Origin of the sequence: Streptomyces sp. AP-93 (assembly GCF_022808175.1) — a bacterium.
In the GTDB taxonomy this organism is placed as follows: Bacteria; Actinomycetota; Actinomycetes; order Streptomycetales; family Streptomycetaceae; genus Streptomyces.
In genome coordinates this window covers 271,937-291,435 of record NZ_JALGBX010000010.1, presented here as the reverse complement: position 1 = coordinate 291,435, position 19,499 = coordinate 271,937, and the positions used below count along the sequence as shown (strand labels likewise).

Here is a 19,499-nt window from a genome sequence, read left to right as displayed (position 1 = left end):
GGCCCCGGACCGCAGCCAGGGGCGCCGGCCCCGCGCTCAGCCCGCTTCCTCCCGGTATGCCGCCGCCTCCTCCAGGTCCAGACGGCGCAGCAGGGCCCGGAGCATTTCGTCGTCGATGCGGCGGGCGTCGCGCAGGGAGACGAACACCTCGCGTTCCGCCGCGATCATCTCCCCCGCCAGGCGGCGGTAGACCTCGTCCGCGGACTCGCCCGTCACCGCGTTGACCTCCCCCAGCCGCTCCCACACGGCGTTGCGCCGCCGCTCCAGCACCGTGCGCAGCCGGTCCGCCAGCGGGGGCGGGAGGGCGTTCGCGGGAGAGTCCAGAAGCTCCGTCAGGCGGTCCTCCGCCGCCCGCGAGGCCTCGCTCTGGGCCTGGGCCTCCGCCAGGGTCTCGGCGTGCGTGTCCTTGGCCGGCAGCCGCAGCAGCCGGATCAGCGGCGGCAGGGTCAGGCCCTGGACCACCAGCGTGCCGATCACGGTGGTGAAGGTCAGGAAGAGGATCAGGTTCCGGTGGGGCACGTCTTCCGGTACGGAGAAGGCGATCGCCAGCGAGACCACGCCCCGCATGCCGGCCCATCCCACGATGACCGGCGCCTTCCAGCTCGTCTCCGGCTCGCGCGCGCGGATCCGCGCCGAGAGCCTCGGCAGGAACGTCGCCGGGAAGACCCAGGCGAAGCGGGCCGCCACCACGACGAGGAACACGACCACCGCGTAGCCCGCCGCGGCTGCGCCCTCGTTCTCCCCCAGCCCCTTGAGCACCACGGGCAGCTGGAGTCCGATCAGCGCGAAGACCACCGATTCGAGGATGAAGGCGACCATCTTCCAGACCGCCTCCTCCTGGAGCCGGGTCGCGAAGTCGACCTGCCAGTTGCGGTGCCCGAGGTACAGCGCGACCACGACGACCGCCAGCACTCCCGACGCGTGCACCCGCTCGGCGGCGGCGTAGGCCACGAAGGGGATCAGCAGCGACAGGGTGTTCTGCAGGAGCGGTTCGCGCAGCTTCGTGCGCAGGACGTGGATCGGGACCATCAGCAGCAGGCCGACCGCGACCCCGCCCACCGAGGCCAGCAGGAACTCCTGGATCCCGTCCGTCCAGCCGGCGCTCGCCCCGACCGCCGCCGCCAGCGCGACCTTGAACGCGGTGATCGCGGTGGCGTCGTTGACCAGGGACTCACCCTGGAGGATGGTCGTGATCCGGTTCGGCAGCCCGAGCTTGCGGGCGATGGCCGTCGCCGCGACCGCGTCGGGCGGGGCGATCACCGCCCCCAGCACCAGCGCCACCGGCAGCGAGAGCCCCGGCACCAGCAGGTACGCCGCGTACCCGACGGCGACGGTCGCGAAGAGCACGTACCCCACCGAGAGCAGTGCGACGGGCCGGATGTTCGCCCGCAGGTCCAGGTACGAGCTGTCCACCGCGGCCGTGTAGAGCAGCGGCGGGAGCAGCAGGGGCAGCACGATGTGCGGGTCCAGGCCGTACTCGGGCACGCCCGGCACGTAGGCCGCGGCCAGTCCGGCGGCGACCAGCAGCAGGGGCGCGGGCACCGGAGTGCGGCGGGCCAGGCCCGCGACGACCGCGCAGCCGGCGACCAGCGCCACCAGCGGCAATACCTCCATCGAAGATCATCCTCGCTTGAGTCATGGCATCCCGGGCGCCCGTACCTCAGTACGCTGGCCATCATGAGCGAGTGCACCCACGTTCCCGAACTGCCGCGCCCCGAGCCGGCCCCGCTTGCCCAGACCTGCCCCGAATGTCTGGCACTCGGCAGTCATCCCGTCCAGCTCCGGCTGTGCCTGGGGTGCGGGCACGTCGGCTGCTGCGATTCCTCGCCCCACCGGCACGCCACGGCGCACCACCGGGAGACCGGACATCCGGTGATGCGCAGCTTCGAACCGGGCGAGACGTGGCGATGGTGTTTTGTCGACGGTTCGATCGTCTGAAGCGGGGTAGGTCAACCCTCCGCCGGTTCCCCTGATTTGGGCCCGCAGACCCCTAGCCACTGTGCGTCCCCATGGGCTTACCATCAGTCACTGGTCGCAAGGCACGGCCCTTCGGCCAGCTATGTTCGACGGGGCTCTGCACCCTCCGACAGGGGTGCCGCGACACGATCGCCCGGATCGCGATAGCGTCACCGGCGAACAGAGCTCGTACCACCTTGGAGGTGAGGGTGTCCCAGATCGCAGGCGAGCCCGGGACCCAGGACTTCGTGGAAGTCCGGCTGCCCGCTGCGGGTGCCTACCTGTCTGTGCTGCGGACGGCCACGGCCGGCCTCGCGGCACGTTTGGACTTCACCCTCGACGAGATCGAGGACCTCCGCATCGCGGTGGACGAGGCCTGCGCGATCCTGCTCCAGCAGGCCGTGCCCGGCTCCGTCCTCAGCTGCGTCTTCCGGTTGGTCGACGATTCGCTGGAGGTGACCGTCTCCGCCCCGACCACCGACGGCCGGGCACCGGAGCGCGACACGTTCGCGTGGACGGTCCTCTCGGCACTCGCCGGGAAGGTCGAGGCCACGGTCGAGGAGAACAAGACGGTGAGCATCAGCCTCTACAAACAGCGCGGCGCGGGACCAGGCCCGGCGTGAGCGGCGGGGAGGTCCCGGTGCGGGGCGGGGATCGGCCCCGGGTAGGACACGAGGTCGACGGTGGCATTCCGGAGCAGCAGCACGCCCGGCCGCACCCGGCTGACACGGATGCGGAAAACGGCTTTTTGGACTCGGCGGAGCGACGGGCGGGCCCTGTGAGCGAGAACCAGCACGACCAAACACTGCCGGTCCAGCCACCGGGGGCCGCTGCCACGGCCCAGCCGGCGGCTCCGGCCGCGGACGTAACCCCGGCCGCGGACACCACCGAAGCCCTTCGGGCTCCGGTGTTCACCGCGCCGCCGCCCCTGCCGGATCCGCGCGACCGCAGCGGCGCGCGGGCCCTGTTCATCGAGCTCCGGGAGCTGCCCGACGGCTCGCCGGAGAAGGCGGAGCTGCGCAACCGGCTCGTACGGATGCACCTGCCGCTCGTCGAGCACCTGGCCCGGCGCTTCCGCAACCGCGGCGAGCCGCTGGACGACCTGACCCAGGTCGCCACCATCGGTCTGATCAAGTCGGTGGACCGCTTCGACCCGGACCGCGGGGTCGAGTTCTCCACGTACGCCACGCCCACGGTGGTCGGCGAGATCAAGCGCCACTTCCGCGACAAGGGCTGGGCGGTACGGGTCCCCAGGCGCCTGCAGGAGCTGCGGCTCTCGCTGACCACGGCGACGGCGGAACTGTCCCAGCAGCACGGCCGCTCCCCCACGGTGCACGAACTGGCCGAACGGCTGGGGATCTCCGAGGAGGAGGTGCTGGAGGGCCTGGAATCGGCCAACGCCTACAGCACGCTCTCGCTGGACGTCCCGGACACCGACGACGAGTCGCCGGCGGTCGCGGACACCCTGGGCTCGGAGGACGAGGCGCTGGAGGGCGTCGAGTACCGCGAGTCCCTCAAGCCGCTGCTCGAAGGACTGCCGCCGCGGGAGAAGCGGATCCTGCTGCTGCGGTTCTTCGGCAACATGACCCAGTCGCAGATCGCCCAGGAGGTCGGCATCTCCCAGATGCACGTCTCCCGGCTGCTGGCCCGCACCCTGGCCCAGCTCCGCGAGAAGCTCCTGGTCGAGGAGTAGGGGGGCAGAAGAGCCGCCCGTACGGGCTATCGGGCCCGTTCCGCGGGCCCGATGCCCAGCGCTTCGGTGGCCTTCGGGTTCACCAGGAGGGCCGTGACGGCCACCGCGGCCAGGGCCAGCGCCACGGCGGCGGCCTTCATCGCCCCTCCCGCGGTCCACAGCATCCAGGCGACGGGCAGCGACATCAGCTGGGTGATCAGCGCCGGGCCGCGGCTCCAGCGCCGGCCCAGGAGCAGCCCGCGCGCCGCGACCAGCGGCAGCGAGGCCAGGACGAGCAGGGTGACCCCTCCGGTCAGCGCCTGCACGGGGTCGGCGCCCCCGGCGACGCCCATGTACAGATCGGCGACGCCGGGCCCGGCCAGGGCCAGCCCCTCCAGCGCGGTCAGCACGGCGGCCGCGGTCAGCCGGCGGGGCAGCGGGGAGCGGACGGCGGACTCGGTGGGGGTGGGCTTCGTACTCACCCCAGCAGGGTAGCCGCGCCCCTCCCGCACCCGGAGGGGACGGCCAGTATGGGCTGCGCCGGAAGGGGTCGGTAGGCTGACGCCCATGCGTGCACTCCTCGTGGCCAACCCAGCAGCGACGACGACCAGTGCGCGCACGCGCGACGTCCTGACCCACGCCCTCGCCAGCGAGATGAAGCTGGAGGCGGTCACCACCGAATACCGCGGCCACGCCCGGGACCTGGGCCGCAGGGCGGCCGAGACCGGTGTGGACCTGGTGGTGGCCCTGGGCGGTGACGGCACCGTCAACGAAGTGGTCAACGGACTGCTGCACGAGGGTCCCGATCCGGAACGGCTGCCCGGGCTCGCGGTGGTCCCCGGTGGCTCCACCAATGTCTTCGCCCGCGCGCTCGGCCTGCCCAACGACGCGGTCGAGGCGACCGGCGCCCTGCTGGACGCACTGCGGGAGCGGCGCGAGCGGACGGTCGGCCTGGGACTCGCGGCCGGCACCCCCGGCACCGAGGACGAGTCGGTTCCGGCGCGCTGGTTCACCTTCTGCGCGGGCTTCGGCTTCGACGCGGGTGTGGTGGGGCGCGTCGAACAGCAGCGGGAACGGGGCAAGCGTTCGACCCATGCCCTGTACGTGCGACAGCTGATGCGCCAGTTCTGGGAAGAGCCGCACCGCCGGCGCGGCATGGTGACCCTGGAGCGGCCCGGCGCGGATCCGGTGACGGATCTGGTGCTGTCGATAGTGTGCAACACGTCACCCTGGACATATCTGGGCAACCGGCCGCTCTACGCCTCCCCGGAGGCGTCGTTCGATACCGCACTTGACGTATTGGCACTGGACCGTTTGTCAACTCCGGCGGTCGCTCGCTACGCGACACAGCTCCTGACCTCGACTCCTGAGCGCGGACCGCACGGCAAGCATGCGGTGTCTCTGCACGATCTGACGGACTTCACCTTGCATTCGAAGGTGCCGCTTCCGTTCCAGATGGACGGTGACCACCTCGGGCTGCGCACCAGCGTTCGGTTCACAGGCGTACGCCGTGCACTGCGTGTGATTGTGTGAGTGGAAGGGCCGAAAGTCCTTCCACTCGAACGTTTACACGCCGGTCCACCCCTAGGAAGTAGGGCTGTGACCTAGTAGACACCGACGAATCAAAAAAAACTTTCCGGAAGGGGTTGTATCCCCGTCCGAGGTTTGCGAATCTCTACATGGCGATCGGGACAGCCCGCAGAACCCGGCACCCACACAGACCGCCAGAACCCCTCCACGAATCTCCGGCAGCCCAGGGCGAGTTTTTCCCCAAACTGGGCGGTCTCCCTTCCCTCACGAAGGGATTCGTGAAAGCGTTCACATTCACAAGCAACCTGCCCGCAATACAAGGAGATGGAGCAGCCATGGACTGGCGTCACAACGCCGTTTGCCGCGAGGAAGACCCGGAACTCTTCTTCCCCATCGGCAACACCGGTCCTGCGCTGCTGCAGATCGAGGAAGCCAAGGCCGTCTGCCGCCGTTGCCCCGTCATGGAGCAGTGCCTGCAGTGGGCGCTCGAGTCCGGTCAGGACTCCGGTGTCTGGGGCGGTCTCAGCGAGGACGAGCGCCGCGCAATGAAGCGCCGCGCCGCTCGCAATCGGGCGCGCAACGCAACCGCCTGACATCGACTTTCGAGCCTCGAGCCGCAGCGCGTAGTACCCATATAAGCGCTTCGTAACGTGCTCTTGAACCCCGTACCGAAAACCATTCGGTCCGGGGTTCAGTGCTGTCCGGACCCCTTCCGAGGCCCTTGACATCACTCTGGGTCACCGGCGCGGTGCGCTACTTCTGCGGACTGGCCGGCAGGTCGAGGACGACCTTGGTGCCGCGCGGCTCGGACGCCACCATGTCGAAGGTGCCGCCGAGTTCGCCCTCCACCAGGGTCCGTACGATCTGCAGCCCGAGGTTGCCGGCCCGTTGGGGGTCGAACCCCTCGGGCAGGCCGCAGCCGTCGTCGACCACCGAGATCAGCAGCCGGGCATCGTCGCGGCCGGTGCCCGAGCGGGCCGCGGACACCTCCACGGTGCCGCCCTCGCCCTGGGTGAAGGCGTGCTCCAGGGCGTTCTGGAGGATCTCCGTCAGCACCATCGACAGCGGAGTGGCGACCTCCGCGTCCAGGATTCCGAAGCGGCCGGTGCGCCGGCAGTCGACCTTGCCCGGGGAGATCTCGGAGACCATCGCGATCACGCGGTCTGCGATCTCGTCGAACTCGACCCGCTCGTCCAGGTTCTGAGAAAGCGTCTCGTGCACGATCGCGATCGAACCGACGCGGCGGACGGCTTCGTTCAGCGCCTCGCGCCCCTGCGGCGAATCCATTCGGCGGGCCTGCAGGCGCAAGAGCGCGGCCACGGTCTGGAGGTTGTTCTTGACCCGGTGGTGGATCTCCCGGATGGTCGCGTCCTTGGTGATCAATTCACGTTCGCGACGGCGCAGTTCCGTGACGTCGCGGCACAGGACGAGCGAGCCGATCCGGGTGCCCTTGGGCTTGAGCGGGATGGCGCGCAGCTGGATGACCCCGCCGCTGCCCTCGGCCTCGGTCTCGCGCGGGGCCCAGCCACTGGCGAGTTTGACCAGGGCCTCGTCCACCGGGCCGCGGGAGGGCGCGAGTTCGGAGGTGATGGTTCCCAGGTGCTGGCCGACCAGGTCGGAGGCGAGGCCGAGCCGGTGGTAGGCGGAGAGCGCGTTCGGGGACGCGTACGTCACCACGCCCTCGGAGTCGAGCCTGATCAGGCCGTCGCCGACGCGCGGGGAGGCGTCCATGTCGACCTGCTGGCCGGGGAACGGGAAGGAGCCCGCCGCGATCATCTGGGCCAGGTCGGAGGCGGACTGGAGGTAGGTGAGCTCCAGCCGGCTGGGTGTACGCACAGTGAGCAGGTTGGTATTGCGTGCGATCACTCCGAGGACCCGGCCCTCGCGGCGCACGGGGATCGACTCGACGCGGACCGGCACCTCCTCGCGCCACTCCGGGTCCCCCTCGCGCACGATGCGGCCCTCGTCGAGCGCGGCATCGAGCAGCGGGCGACGGCCGCGCGGGACCAGGTGGCCGACCATGTCGTCCTGGTACGAGGTGGGGCCGGTGTTCGGGCGCATCTGCGCGACCGAGACGTACCGGCTGCCGTCGAGGGTGGGAACCCACAGCACGAGGTCGGCGAAGGAGAGGTCGGAGAGCAGCTGCCACTCCGAGACCAGCAGGTGGAGCCACTCCAGGTCGGTTTCACTGAGAGCGGTGTGCTGGCGTACGAGGTCGTTCATGGAGGGCACGTGGCGAGCGTACCCCGGGTACGGGCCATGACTTTCCTCAGCGCGATTCCCCGAAGTGACCACGGAGTATCCAGGAGCCCCCGCTTCCGCGTAGGCTTGGAGGAAGCGACGGGATTTCGGGTCGCAGCATTGGATGGACAGAACAGATTGGTCTAGTCCACAATTGCATCAAGCTTCCGCCCTCCCCGCACAGGAGGACGGATCGAGGTAAGCCGCGCGCTCTGCCCTGACCGCGCGTCACCTCCCACCGGCCGTCGGGCACCGCACACCCGCCGGCCGTAAGTACTCCGGGCTACGGTGCCGGGCGGGCCGAGGGTCCCGTTCGGCACCGTGGCCCAGAGGAACGCGCGCCCCCGGAGGGCGCCCCCGCTTCGGCCCCCCTACGGCAAACCCCTACTGCGGCCCCTGCTGCGACCCCTGCGGCCAGGCCCGCATGGCCAGCTCCGCCACCGCCTCCAGCTCCTCCCGGCCCGCGCCGTCGCGCGACTGCTGGGACATCCCCTGCAGCACCGCTCCGGCGTAGCGCGCCAGCGCCCGGGAGTCCGTACCGGCCGGGAGTTCCCCCGTGGCGACATCGGCCCGGATCCGGCTCTCGCACGCCACCAGATTGGCCTCGCGCCGCACGCGCAGCGCCTGCGCCACCTCCTCCGAGGTGGTGTTGACGGCCGCGCTGATCACCATGCAGCCCGGCGGGTGGGCGGGGTCGGTGTACACCTCCGCCGCCTCGCGCAGGATGCGCCCCACCGCCGCGCGGGCGGTGGGCTCCTCGGCGAGGGCCGCGGCCGCGAAGTCCGCGTAGCGGCCGCCGTAGACCACCACGACCTCGTCGAAGAGCGTGCGCTTGTCGCCGAAGGCCGCGTAGAGGCTCGGGGCGCTGATTCCGAGCGAGGCGGTCAGGTCGGAGATCGACGTCGCCTCGTAGCCGCGCTCCCAGAAGGCGAACATCGCCTTGTCGAGGGCCTCGTCACGGTCGAAGGAGCGGGGCCTGCCGCGCTGTCCGGTCACCATGAACTCATTCTATAGCGGGCGCTACGAAATCTGATACGGTCCTTTCTGTAGCGACCACTATCGAAAGGGGGGCGCGCCATGGGCGTGCTCGAGGGGAAGACGGCACTGGTCACGGGCGGCAGCCGGGGCATCGGGCGGGCCATCGCGGAGCGCCTCGCCCGCGACGGGGCGCTGGTCGCGGTGGCCTACGGATCCAACGCGGCGGCGGCCGGGGAGACCGTGGGCGCCATCGAGGCGGCCGGGGGCCGCGCCTTCGCGGTGGGGGCGGAGCTCGGCGTCGAGGGCGGCGCGGAGGCGCTCTGGGCGGCGTACGCGGCCCATCCGCTGGCCACCGAGGGGGGCGGCGGGGTTGACGTACTGGTGAACAACGCGGGCGGGGCCACCTTCGCCGGCATCGGCTCCACCGACGAGCAGACGTACGACCGGGTGCACGCGCTCAACGCGAAGGCCCCGTTCTTCGTGATCCGCCACGGCCTGGAGCGGCTTCGGGACGGCGGCCGGATCGTGAACGTGACCGGCACCCCGGACATCGCCCTGCCCGCGATCCTCGCCACGGTCATGGCCAAGGGAGCGGTGAACGCGCTGACGGTCTCGCTGGCCGCCGAGCTCGCGCCGCGGAACATCACGGTGAACTCGGTGGGTCCCGGGATCGTGGAGACCGACCTGAACGCGGCCTGGCTCGCGGACCCGGCGGCCCGCGCGCACGCCGCCTCCCGCTCCGTCTTCGACCGGCTCGGCACCCCGCAGGAGGTCGCGGACGTGGTCGCCTTCCTGGCCTCCCCGGACTCCCGCTGGGTCACGGGCCAGCACCTCGCCGTCACGGGCGGGCTCCAGCTCTCACTGCTCTAGGGCCTGTCGCCCGGGAGGCCGGAGCCGCGGATCCGGCCCACCATGGAGTGTGCGAAGACCCGGCAACGGGGCCTCGCCTCTGCTAGATTGGTCTATACCACAACGTCACACTCCAGATCGGCAGGCCCCGCGTGGAAGTTGTCATCGTCCCGGACGCCAAGGCAGGCGGCGAGCTCATCGCGGAGGCCATGGCCGCCCTGGTCCGCCGCAAGCCCGACGCCCTGCTCGGCGTGGCGACCGGCTCTACCCCGCTGCCCATCTACGAGGCGCTCGCCGCCAAGGTGAGGGCCGGACTGGTCGACGCCTCCAAGGCCCGCGTCTGCCAGCTCGACGAGTACGTCGGCCTGCCGGCCGGGCACCCGGAGTCCTACCGCGCCGTCGTCCTGCGCGAGGTCGTCGAGCCGCTGGGCCTTTCCGAGGCCTCCTTCATGGGCCCGGACGGCTCGGCCGCGGACATCGTCGCCGCCTGCGACGCCTACGACCGCGCCCTCGCCGAGGCCGGCGGCGTGGACCTCCAGCTCCTCGGCATCGGCACGGACGGGCACATCGGCTTCAACGAGCCCTGCTCCTCGCTCGCCTCCCGCACCCGGATCAAGACGCTGACGGAGCAGACCCGCGTGGACAACGCGCGCTTCTTCGACAACGACATAGAGCAGGTGCCCCACCACGTCATCACCCAGGGCATCGGCACCATCCTCGACGCCCGCCACCTGGTCCTGCTGGCCACCGGCGAGGGCAAGGCCGAAGCCGTCGCGCAGACCGTCGAGGGCCCGCTGTCGGCCCTCGTGCCGGCCTCCGCGCTCCAGCTGCACCGCCACGCCACGGTGATCGTGGACGAGGCCGCCGCGTCCAAGCTGAAGCTGGCGGACTACTTCCGCCACACCTACGCCAACAAGCCCGCTTGGCAGGGCCTCTAGGCAGTACCGGCAAGCGATGAACGATGAAGGGCCGGGCACTCCCCACAGGGAGTGCCCGGCCCTTCTCTTGCGCCCGGCGCGCCGCAAAAACGCCGGCGGGCTGGACAATCCAGCCCCGGGGTGGAAAATCCAGCCCCGCCGGCGTTTGAGGCGCGGGGTCCGGGGCGGAGCCCCGGCAGCCGGCCCGCACGGGCCCGCTAAACCCCCGCGATGACCTCAGCGGCAGCGCGCCCGCACACCCGGGCCGCCCCGTGCGTCGCGATGTGCAGCGCACCCCGCGGCTCGGCCCGCGGCAGGCCCATCTCGACCACGATCGTCTCCGGCCGCGCCGCGACGAGCGCGTCCAGGGCCTCGGTCATCCAGGGATGCCGGTGCGCGTCGCGGACCACCGCCACGACGGTGCGGTTCCCCGCGGCGGCCAGGATGTCGGCGGCGGCGGACCCCTGCGGGTACACGCCCGAGTCGGTGCCCGGGATCAGCGCGGACACTTCCCCGGCCACCCCCCACGGGGTCTCGTCGCCGACCGCGATGTTCGCGACGGGGGTGAGCGTGGCGATGTACGGGGCGTTCACCGGGGACGCCGCCTTGGGCGAACCCGTCACCACCACCGCGCGGCGGGCCGCGGCCAGGCCGATGCCGGGCGCGCTGCTCCCCTCCGGCCGCGCGCCCTGACGGACCTGGCGGGTCCACTCGGCCAGCGAGCGGACCCGGGCGGCGGCCTCGGCGAGCCGCTCCTCCGGGAGCGAGCCCTCGCGGACGGCCGCGACCAGCGCGTCGCGCAGCCTCAGCACGGTGCCCTCGTCGGCGAGCCCGCCGCCGACGCAGATGGCGTCGGCGCCGGCCGCGATGGCCAGCACCGAGCCGCGCTCGATGCCGTACGTCCCGGCGATGGCGTGCATCTCCATGCCGTCGGTGACGATGAGGCCCTCGTAGCCGAGCTCCTTGCGCAGCAGACCGGTCAGGATCTGCGGGCTGAGGGTGGCCGGGCGGGTCGGGTCCAGGGCGGGCACCAGGATGTGGGCGCTCATGACGGCCTTGGTGCCGGCCTCGATGGCGGCCCGGAACGGTACGAGTTCCCGCGCGGCCAGGGTTTCCAGGTCCACGTCGATGCGCGGCAGCGCGTGGTGCGAGTCGACGTTGGTGTCGCCGTGGCCCGGGAAGTGCTTGGTGCAGGCGGCGACGCCGGCGGCCTGGAGGCCCTCGACGTACGCGGCGGTGTGCCGGGCGGTGAGGTGGGTGTCGGCGCCGAAGGACCGTACTCCGATGACCGGGTTGTCCGGGTTGGAGTTGACGTCGGCGGACGGGGCCCAGTTGAGGTTGACCCCGCACTCGGCGAGCCGGCGGCCCAGCTCGCGGGCCACGTCGCGGGTCAGGTCCACGTCGTCCACGGCGCCGAGGGCCAGGTTGCCGGGGAAGGACGAGCCGCCGCGGACCTCCAGGCGCGTGACGTCGCCGCCCTCCTCGTCGATGGCGACGAGGACGTCGTCCCGCTCGCTGCGCAGCTGCGCGGTCAGCGCGGCGAGCTGCTCGGGCGAGGTGATGTTGCGGCCGAAGAGGCCGACGGAGGTGAGGCCTTCGGCGACCTGGCGCAGCAGCCAGGCGGGGGCGGTGGTGCCCTCGAAGCCGGGCTGCAGGACCGCGAGGGCGTCCCGGGTCAGCGTATCCGTGTGGTGCGCAAGGACAGTCATGGGCCGTTATCCCTTCACGGCGCCGGCGGTCAGACCCGCGGCCATCTTGCGCTGGACGAGGAGGAAGAGGACGACGATCGGGATCGCCATCATGGTCGAGCCCGCCATCATGGGGGCGAACTCGGTGCCGTTCTTGGTGGTGAAGTTGCCGAGCCAGACGGTGGCCGTCTGGTTCTGCTGGCTCATCAGCATCAGGGCGTAGAGGTACTCGTTCCACGCCTGGATGAAGGCGTAGACCGAGGTGGCGACCATGCCGGGGGCCAGCAGCGGGAAGACCACCCGCAGGAAGGCGCCGGTCGGTGTGCACCCGTCGACCTGGGCGGCCTCTTCCAGTTCCTTCGGGATGTTGACGATGAATCCGCGCAGCGTCCACACCGTGAAGGGGAGGACGAAGGTCAGGTACGTGATGATCAAGCCGGTGAGCTTGTCGTACTGACCCAGGTCGTTGAGGAGCAGGAAGACCGGGATGATCATCGCGACGAGCGGGATCATCTGGACGGCGAGGATTCCGACGATCACGACCTTGCGGCCGCGGAAGGCGAAGCGGGAGATGGCCAGGGCGGCCAGCAGGCCGATGGCGATCCCGATGGTGACCACCACCAGCGAGACGATCAGGCTTCGGCCGACGGGACCCCAGAAGTCCGAGATCTCCAGCGCGCGCCGGAAGTTGTCCAGCGTGAAGGTGCGCGGGAAGAAGTGCGGACTCGGGTCGATCGCGTCCTTGGCCGGCTTGAAGGCCGTGTTCAGCATCCAGTAGACCGGGAAGCCCACGACGGCGAAGACCAGGAGCCCGACGACGTTCCAGCCGAGCTTCGACGTGAGCTTCTTCCGGCCGCCCCGCTTGCTGCGTGCGGCGGGCGGGGTCGCGGTGGTGAGGGTCATTCCACCTCTCCGATCTTGAGCATCTGGCGCATGTAGACGGCGACGACTCCGAGCAGCAGGGCCACGGTCACCAGGGCGATGGCGGAGCCGCCCGAGTAGTCGTTGACCACGAAGGCCTGCTGGTACGAGTACGTCGTCAGCAGCTGGAACTCGGCCTCGGGGTTGCCGTTTCGCATCACGAAGACCTGCGGGAAGACGCCCATGTCCCAGATCACCGAGAGGGTCGTCAGCATGACGATGATCGGCTTCAGGATCGGGAGGGTGACGTGGCGGAACACGCCCCAGGCTCCGGCGCCGTCGAGGCGCGCGGCCTCCTCCAGCTCCTTTGGCACCTGGGTCAGGCCGGCGGTGAGAGTGATGACCACGAAGGGCACCGCGCCCCAGACCACCAGGAGCATGATCACCATGAGGCCCTGGGGGCCGCTGGCGAACCAGTTGTGCCCGATCATGTCCACGCCGGGCAGCTTGCTCATCAGGTAGTTGAGGACGCCGTAGTCGGCGTCGAAGAGCCACTTGAAGACGGCGGTGGCCACGATGATCGGCATGCCCCAGCTCGCCACGAGAGCGATGCTGATGAGCGCCTTGACCACGCCCGAGACCTTCTGCAGCAGCAGCGCGATGAGCATGCCGATGACCATGGTCAGGATGACCGCGCCGAGCGCGAAGACGATGGTGCGAAGGACCACGGACCAGAAGACCGAGTCCCCGAGGATCTTCGTGAAGTTGTCCACGCCGACGAACTCGGCGTCCTTGAAGCCCCAGAGTTCCTTCTTGCCGAAGCTCTGGAAGGAGAGGGACACGAGTCTGTAGAGCGGGTACCCCATGACGAGGGCGATGATCAGCATGCACGGAGCCAGCAGCAGCCAGGGGGTCGCGCCCGAACCCTTGCGGGGCGATCCGTCCGGTGTGCCCTTGCTCCCCGTACCTGCTCCGGTGGAATTCGTCTGTTCCGCCGGCGGCAGGTCGGCGGTGGTTGTCTGTGCGGCACTCATCGCGCGCTCCTCGGGAGTCCCTCTCTTGACGGGCAGCAGGGCCCCGCCTGAGCGGCGGGGCCCTGCTGACTACAGGTCACTTGGTGTTGATGACCTTGTCGATCTCGGCGTCAGCGGCCTTGGCCGCCTCCTCCACCGACTTCTTGCCGGTGCCGATCTCCTGGAGCATCGTCTTGAGGAGGTTGCCCTTCTCGACCTGGCCCCAGCCCGGAGCGGTCGGGACGAACCAGGAGGACTCGGCCGCCGTGGCGCCGACCGCGGTCTTCGGGTCGGCCTTCAGCGGGCCGAGGTCCGTCTTGTTGTTCGGCAGGTTCCCCTTGCCGATCAGGCCCTTCTGGCCCTGCGAACCGGTGAAGGCGTTGATCCACTCGGCTGCTATGTCCTGAGCCTTGGACTTGGACGGGATCGCCAGGTCCGAGCCGCCGAGGAAGACGGGCAGGTTCTTGCCGTTCGGACCGGGCTGGACGAAGTTCTCCAGCTTGTCGGCCAGGCCGCCGACCTTGTCGTTCTTCGGGTCGGCCGCTACGGCGCCTTCCCACGCGGCGGCGAAGATGGCCGCGGAGTTGCCCTGGGCGAAGACGACCGGGCGGTCGGACTCGTCCTTGGTCTTGTCCGCGTGCATGTACTTGTCGAGGAGGTCCTTGTACTGCGTGAGACCCTTCAGCGACTCGGGGGAAGACAGCGAGGCCTTCCACTTGTCGCCGTCCTGCTTGGCGATGGCGCCGCCGGCGTCGTAGACGTAGGACATCGCGGCGTACCAGTCCGGAGAGGGCTGGTAGAGGGCGCTGAACTTGTCGCCCTTCGCCTTCTGGATCTTGTCCAGAGCACCGGTGTACTCGGCCCACGTCTTCGGGGCGGCGGTCACGCCGGCCTCGGCGGCCAGGTCCTTGCGCCAGGTACCGACACGGCCACCGGCGTAGTAGGGGACACCGTAGGACTTGCCGTTGTACGTGACGGAGTCCTTGAGGGCGTCCAGCCACGCGGCCGAGTTCTCGAACTTGGCCGGGTCGACCTCGGCGAAGGCGCCGGTCGACATGTAGCCGATCATCTCGGAGTTGCCCATCTCGACAACGTCCGGGGCCTTGTCCGTCGCGAGGACCGCGTCGAGCTTGGCGTTCTTGTCCGGCCAGCCGTAGTACTCGTGCTTGATGGTGAGGCCGGGGTGCTTCGCGATGATCGCGTCGTCGGCCGCCTTCACCAGCTCCGGCCAGTTGTTCTGGGCGTCGACCGTCAGCCAGACGGTCAGCTCCTTGGCGCCGGAGGCGGCCTTGTCGGTCCCCTTGTCGTCGGACCCACCACACGCCGCGAGGCCGATAACCATGCCCGCGACTCCAACCGCCGCGATGAGCTTGCGCTTCACGCCACCCTCCTCAGGGATGCTGCCTGCAACTTCCCTTGCCCGCCGCGGTGACTCAAAAAGCACCAAGTACTGCCCGTGGGGCCGGGATCCGATCCATATTGGTGTAGACCAGTAGCTGGAGCTTGGCCTAGACCTTTAGGGGTGTCAAGGGTCTAATGAGCGGGTGATCGGTCCGTTATCGGACCGACACCTGGGGGAGGGAGGAGGCCTGCCCTCCCTCCCGTGTCACGATGTGACCGCACATATCGGAGGAGCCGGTGACGGCAACGAAACTGGAGTCGGGAAGGCGGGCGGCGATGGCCACCGAAGGGGCGATCACGGAGCCGGACAGCGGGGCGGCCACCCGCACGGCACGCGTGCCCAAGTACTACCGGCTCAAGCGCCACTTGCTCGATATGACCGAAACCCTTCCACCCGGCACACCGGTGCCGCCCGAGCGCACGCTCGCGGCCGAGTTCGACACCTCCCGCACCACGGTGCGCCAGGCGCTCCAGGAGCTCGTCGTCGAGGGCCGGCTGGAACGGATCCAGGGCAAAGGAACCTTCGTCGCCAAGCCGAAGGTCTCCCAGCCGCTCCAACTCTCCTCGTACACCGAGGACATGAGGGCCCAGGGCCTCGAACCGACCTCACAGCTCCTGGACATCGGCTACGTGACGGCCGACGACACCCTCGCCGGTCTCCTCAAGATCGCCACCGGCGGCCGGGTCCTGCGCATCGAACGCCTCCGCCTGGCCAGCGGAGAGCCGATGGCCATCGAGACCACGCACCTGTCGGCCAAGCGCTTTCCCGCGCTGCGCCGTTCGCTGGTCAAGTACACCTCCCTGTACACCGCCCTCGCCGAGGTGTACGACGTGCGCCTCGCCGAAGCGGAGGAGACCATCGAGACCTCGCTGGCCACCCCTCGGGAGGCCGGGCTGCTCGGCACCGACGTCGGGCTGCCGATGCTGCTGCTTTCCCGCCATTCGCTGGACACCGACGGGGAGCCCGTCGAGTGGGTGCGTTCCGTGTACCGCGGCGATCGCTACAAGTTCGTCGCCCGCCTTCAGCGCCCCGCCGTGTAACACCCCCGTCCACGCCTGCCGGCGATGGAAACGGAAACTCTGCACCAAAATGCCCGGCCACGCGCTGAAGCGCATGACCGGGCATTTCTCTTTCATGTCGCGAACGACTTCCAGCCATAACCAGCAGCGATTTCACGTCACGCACGTGAACTCGGCCGACTCCCCGCGCGTAGAAGGCGCCCGCGTCGCGAGCGACCCAGGCTCCGATGCGGTACCGGATTACGGACGGGGGCTTACGCCCAGCGGTCGGACCCCGTAGATTCCCTGCGCTTACGCAGATGATCGACGAGGGGACCAGAGGTCATGCCGGAACCGGAAGCATCGAGAGCCGAACAGGAAGCGGCGGGCGGGGGCATCACGCCGGGCTCGCCTTCACCGTCAGGGGGCATGTCCCCCAAGGCCGTGGCCGCGTGGGTGCTCGTCGGGCTCGTGGGGGCCATCGGCTGGGGCGTGCTGGCGCTCTCGCGCGGCGAGGAGATCTCGGCCGCCTGGCTGCTCGCCGCGGCCCTGGGTTCGTACGCGATCGGCTACCGCTTCTACGCGCGCTTCGTCGCGAACCGCGTCCTGAAGGTGGACAAGACCCGCGCCACCCCCGCCGAACGCCTTGACAACGGTGTCGACTTCCACCCGACCGACCGACGCGTGCTCTTCGGCCACCACTTCGCCGCCATCGCCGGCGCCGGACCGCTCGTGGGTCCCGTACTCGCCTCGCAGATGGGCTACCTGCCCAGCACCATCTGGATCGTCGTGGGCGTGATCTTCGCGGGCGCCGTCCAGGACATGGTCACGCTCTTCTTCTCCACCCGGCGCAACGGCCGTTCGCTCGGCCAGATGGCCCGGGACGAGATCGGCCCGGTCGGCGGCGCCGCCGCGCTGGTCGGCGTCTTCGCCATCATGATCATCCTGCTGGCCGTGCTGGCCCTGGTCATCGTCAACGCGCTGGCGCACTCCCCGTGGGGCGTCTTCTCCATCGGCATGACCATCCCGATCGCCCTCTTCATGGGCTTCTACCTGCGCGTCATGCGCCCGGGCAAGGTCACCGAGGTCTCCGTCATCGGTGTCGCGCTGCTGCTGCTCGCCATCGTCGCGGGCGGCTGGGTCGCCGAGTCCTCGCTGGCGGACACCTTCACCCTGGAGAAGGAGACGCTGGTCATCTGGATGATCGCCTACGGCTTCGTGGCGTCCGTCCTGCCGGTGTGGATGCTGCTCGCCCCGCGCGACTACCTCTCCACCTTCATGAAGGTGGGCACCATCGGGCTGCTGGCCGTGGGCGTGGTCATCGCCATGCCGACGCTGAAGATGCCGGCGGTCACCGAGTTCGCCTCGCGCGGCGACGGCCCGGTCTTCGCCGGCTCGATGTTCCCGTTCGTCTTCATCACCATCGCCTGCGGAGCCCTGTCCGGCTTCCACTCCCTGGTCTCCTCGGGCACCACCCCGAAGATGATCCAGAAGGAGACCCAGGTCAGGGTCATCGGCTACGGCGCGATGCTGACCGAGTCCTTCGTCGCCGTCATGGCGATCATCGCGGCCTGCATCATCGATCCGGGTCTCTTCTTCGCCATCAACTCCCCCGGCGGCGTCGTCGGCGCCACCGTCGAGACGGCCTCCCAGGCCGTGACGAACTTCGGCTTCGCCATCTCCCCCGAGGCCCTCGCGCAAGCCGCGAAGGACGTCGAGGAGACCAGCCTGCTGTCCCGTACGGGCGGCGCGCCGACCTTCGCACTCGGGATGTCGGAGATCTTCTCGGCCGTGATCGGCGGCGCCTCGATGAAGGCGTTCTGGTACCACTTCGCGATCATGTTCGAGGCCCTGTTCATCCTGACCACGGTCGACGCGGGCACCCGCGTGGGCCGCTTCATGCTCCAGGACACCCTCGGCAACGTGCACAAGTCCTTCAAGGACGTCAGCTGGAAGCCGGGCGTCTGGTTCGCCAGCGCGGTGGTCGTCGGCGGCTGGGGCTACTTCCTGTGGGTCGGCGTCAAGGACCCGCTGGGCGGCATCAACCAGCTCTTCCCGCTGTTCGGCATCGCGAACCAGCTGCTCGCGGCGGTCGCCCTGGCCGTCTGCACCACCCTGCTGATCAAGTCGGGCCGGCTCAAGTGGGCCTGGGTGACGGGCGTTCCGCTGGCCTGGGACCTGGCCGTCACGCTCACCGCCAGCTACCAGAAGATCTTCTCCGACAACCCGAAGATCGGCTTCTTCGCGCAGCGGGACGTCTACCAGGACGGCATCGACGCGGGCAAGGTCCTCAAGCCCGCCAAGAACATGGACGAGATGCACACGGTGGTCACCAACGCCACGGTGGACGGCGTCCTGTCGGTGCTCTTCGCCCTGCTGATCATCATCGTGCTGGTCGACGCGGCCCGGACCTGCTTCAAGGCCATCCGCAAGCCCGAGTCGGTCACCCTGACCGAGGTCCCGTGGACCGAGTCCAAGATCGTCGCCCCGGCCGGGCTCATCCCGACCGCCGAGGAGCGCGCGGAGCTCGCCGCGGCCGGCCTCGACTCGGGCGGGGGCCGCGCGCAGGACTCCGTGCGAGAACCGGCGTGACGCGCCTGCGCCACGTGCTGGGCCGGGCCCGGTACTTCGTACGGGAGTTCTCGGGCGAGGCGGCCTACGACCGCTACGTCGCCCACGCCCGTACGCACGACCCCGACGCGGAGGTCCAGTCGCGCCGGGCCTTCGAGCGGGCCCGTACGGATGCCCGCGAGGGTGATCCGCGCGAAGGGTTCCGCTGCTGCTGAACCGGTGGGGCTCCTGAGGCCGCCGCGTCTGCCGTCCACCCGACGGAACGCGGCGGCCTCTTTTGCTGCCCTGGCGCACACTCGGTCCCATGGACATCATCATCAGGACGGCGACCGCCGCCGAATACGAAGAGCTCGGCGAGATCACCGCACGGGCCTACCTCGACGACGGACTGCTGCACTTCGCCGAGGACGACCCCTACCTGAACCGGCTGCGCGATGTCGCCGGCCGGGCCCCCGCCGGCGAGGTGCTCGTCGCGGAGTACGAGGGCACGCTGCTCGGCGGTGTGACCTTCGCCCCTCCCGGCAGCCCCCTGTGCGACATCGCGGGCCCCGGCGAGGCGGAGTTCCGGATGCTGGCCGTCTCCCCCGCGGCGCGCGGACGCGGCGCCGGCGAGGCCCTCGTACGGGCCTGCCTGAACCGCGCCCGGGAGCTGGAGGGCGTGAGCCACCTGGTCCTGTCGACCACGGAGAAGATGCTCGGGGCGCACCGGATCTACGACCGGCTGGGCTTCGCACGGACGCCGGAGCGGGACTGGTACCCGATTCCCGGCTTCCCCCTGCTCACCTACCGCCTGGAGCTCTAGCGGCGTACCGCCCGCGAGGAG

19 protein-coding genes are annotated in these 19,499 nt (G+C 70.1%); 11 read left to right on the top strand and 8 right to left on the bottom strand.

What is annotated here, in order from left to right; genetic code table 11:
* Positions 1-36: 36 nt before the first annotated feature.
* Positions 37-1,614 (bottom strand): Na+/H+ antiporter, encoded by a 1,578-nt coding sequence (locus MTF69_RS19140; protein WP_243336110.1) that lies wholly within the window; start codon positions 1,612-1,614, stop codon positions 37-39.
* A gap of 63 nt (positions 1,615-1,677) precedes the next feature.
* Between MTF69_RS19140 and MTF69_RS19135 the strand changes: the two genes are divergently transcribed.
* The 3 genes from MTF69_RS19135 (at position 1,678) to MTF69_RS19125 (ending at position 3,649) form a co-directional block, all read left to right on the top strand.
* On the top strand, positions 1,678-1,938 hold the full coding sequence (locus MTF69_RS19135) for a UBP-type zinc finger domain-containing protein (protein ID WP_243336109.1): 261 nt from the start codon (positions 1,678-1,680) through the stop codon (positions 1,936-1,938).
* 227 nt (positions 1,939-2,165) lie between these two features.
* Complete coding sequence (locus MTF69_RS19130; protein WP_214949331.1) at positions 2,166-2,579, top strand: anti-sigma regulatory factor; 414 nt, start codon at positions 2,166-2,168, stop codon at positions 2,577-2,579.
* Entirely contained in the window at positions 2,576-3,649 is a 1,074-nt protein-coding gene (locus tag MTF69_RS19125) for an RNA polymerase sigma factor SigF (RefSeq protein WP_243336108.1), read from the top strand. Before MTF69_RS19130 ends, MTF69_RS19125 begins: the two co-directional genes overlap by 4 nt.
* A gap of 26 nt (positions 3,650-3,675) precedes the next feature.
* Here the strand turns inward: MTF69_RS19125 and MTF69_RS19120 are convergent, their stop codons facing one another.
* On the bottom strand, positions 3,676-4,110 hold the full coding sequence (locus MTF69_RS19120; RefSeq protein ID WP_243336107.1) for a hypothetical protein: 435 nt from the start codon (positions 4,108-4,110) through the stop codon (positions 3,676-3,678).
* Between the two features lie 85 nt (positions 4,111-4,195).
* Between MTF69_RS19120 and MTF69_RS19115 the strand changes: the two genes are divergently transcribed.
* Positions 4,196-5,161 (top strand): diacylglycerol kinase family protein, encoded by a 966-nt coding sequence (locus MTF69_RS19115; protein ID WP_243336106.1) that lies wholly within the window; start codon positions 4,196-4,198, stop codon positions 5,159-5,161.
* Positions 5,162-5,493: 332 nt separating this feature from the next.
* Positions 5,494-5,751: a WhiB family transcriptional regulator gene (locus MTF69_RS19110; protein ID WP_004937597.1), complete on the top strand. Its 258-nt coding sequence runs from the start codon at positions 5,494-5,496 to the stop codon at positions 5,749-5,751.
* A gap of 160 nt (positions 5,752-5,911) precedes the next feature.
* Here MTF69_RS19110 and MTF69_RS19105 read toward each other — a convergent pair whose 3' ends face one another.
* Positions 5,912-7,381, bottom strand: coding sequence for a sensor histidine kinase (locus MTF69_RS19105; RefSeq protein ID WP_243336156.1), 1,470 nt, complete (start codon positions 7,379-7,381; stop codon positions 5,912-5,914).
* Positions 7,382-7,783: 402 nt separating this feature from the next.
* On the bottom strand, positions 7,784-8,398 hold the full coding sequence (locus MTF69_RS19100) for a TetR/AcrR family transcriptional regulator (RefSeq protein ID WP_243336105.1): 615 nt from the start codon (positions 8,396-8,398) through the stop codon (positions 7,784-7,786).
* Between the two features lie 78 nt (positions 8,399-8,476).
* On the opposite strand from MTF69_RS19100, the gene MTF69_RS19095 reads away from it, so the two are divergent.
* Together MTF69_RS19095 and nagB are read left to right on the top strand one after the other, a co-directional pair.
* Entirely contained in the window at positions 8,477-9,247 is a 771-nt protein-coding gene (locus MTF69_RS19095) for an SDR family oxidoreductase (RefSeq protein WP_243336104.1), read from the top strand.
* A 131-nt stretch (positions 9,248-9,378) separates the two neighbouring features.
* Complete coding sequence (gene nagB / locus MTF69_RS19090; protein WP_243336103.1) at positions 9,379-10,164, top strand: glucosamine-6-phosphate deaminase; 786 nt, start codon at positions 9,379-9,381, stop codon at positions 10,162-10,164.
* A 197-nt stretch (positions 10,165-10,361) separates the two neighbouring features.
* Here nagB and MTF69_RS19085 read toward each other — a convergent pair whose 3' ends face one another.
* The 4 genes from MTF69_RS19085 to MTF69_RS19070 all read right to left on the bottom strand — a co-directional run bounded on the left by MTF69_RS19085 (position 10,362) and on the right by MTF69_RS19070 (position 15,086).
* The gene (locus MTF69_RS19085; protein WP_243336102.1) at positions 10,362-11,852 is read right to left on the bottom strand and encodes a glycoside hydrolase family 3 protein; all 1,491 of its coding nucleotides are present in this window, start codon (positions 11,850-11,852) and stop codon (positions 10,362-10,364) included.
* 6 nt (positions 11,853-11,858) lie between these two features.
* Positions 11,859-12,734 (bottom strand): carbohydrate ABC transporter permease, encoded by an 876-nt coding sequence (locus tag MTF69_RS19080; RefSeq protein ID WP_243336101.1) that lies wholly within the window; start codon positions 12,732-12,734, stop codon positions 11,859-11,861.
* Positions 12,731-13,726, bottom strand: a complete 996-nt coding sequence (locus MTF69_RS19075) for a carbohydrate ABC transporter permease (RefSeq protein ID WP_243336100.1) — start codon at positions 13,724-13,726, stop codon at positions 12,731-12,733. The genes MTF69_RS19080 and MTF69_RS19075 overlap by 4 nt, the downstream gene beginning before the upstream one ends.
* 76 nt (positions 13,727-13,802) lie before the next feature.
* Positions 13,803-15,086: an extracellular solute-binding protein gene (locus MTF69_RS19070; RefSeq protein ID WP_243336099.1), complete on the bottom strand. Its 1,284-nt coding sequence runs from the start codon at positions 15,084-15,086 to the stop codon at positions 13,803-13,805.
* A gap of 296 nt (positions 15,087-15,382) precedes the next feature.
* Here MTF69_RS19070 and MTF69_RS19065 point away from each other — a divergent pair, with 296 nt between their 5' ends.
* The 4 genes from MTF69_RS19065 (at position 15,383) to MTF69_RS19050 (ending at position 19,478) form a co-directional block, all read left to right on the top strand.
* Positions 15,383-16,147, top strand: a complete 765-nt coding sequence (locus tag MTF69_RS19065) for a GntR family transcriptional regulator (protein WP_243336098.1) — start codon at positions 15,383-15,385, stop codon at positions 16,145-16,147.
* A gap of 387 nt (positions 16,148-16,534) precedes the next feature.
* Positions 16,535-18,697: a carbon starvation CstA family protein gene (locus tag MTF69_RS19060; RefSeq protein WP_243336097.1), complete on the top strand. Its 2,163-nt coding sequence runs from the start codon at positions 16,535-16,537 to the stop codon at positions 18,695-18,697.
* Positions 18,694-18,891 carry a YbdD/YjiX family protein gene (locus tag MTF69_RS19055; protein ID WP_243336096.1) on the top strand — a complete coding sequence of 66 codons (198 nt, stop codon included), beginning with the start codon at positions 18,694-18,696 and terminating at the stop codon, positions 18,889-18,891. The genes MTF69_RS19060 and MTF69_RS19055 overlap by 4 nt, the downstream gene beginning before the upstream one ends.
* Before the next feature lie 89 nt (positions 18,892-18,980).
* The gene (locus tag MTF69_RS19050) at positions 18,981-19,478 is read left to right on the top strand and encodes a GNAT family N-acetyltransferase (RefSeq protein ID WP_243336095.1); all 498 of its coding nucleotides are present in this window, start codon (positions 18,981-18,983) and stop codon (positions 19,476-19,478) included.
* Positions 19,479-19,499 lie beyond the last annotated feature (21 nt).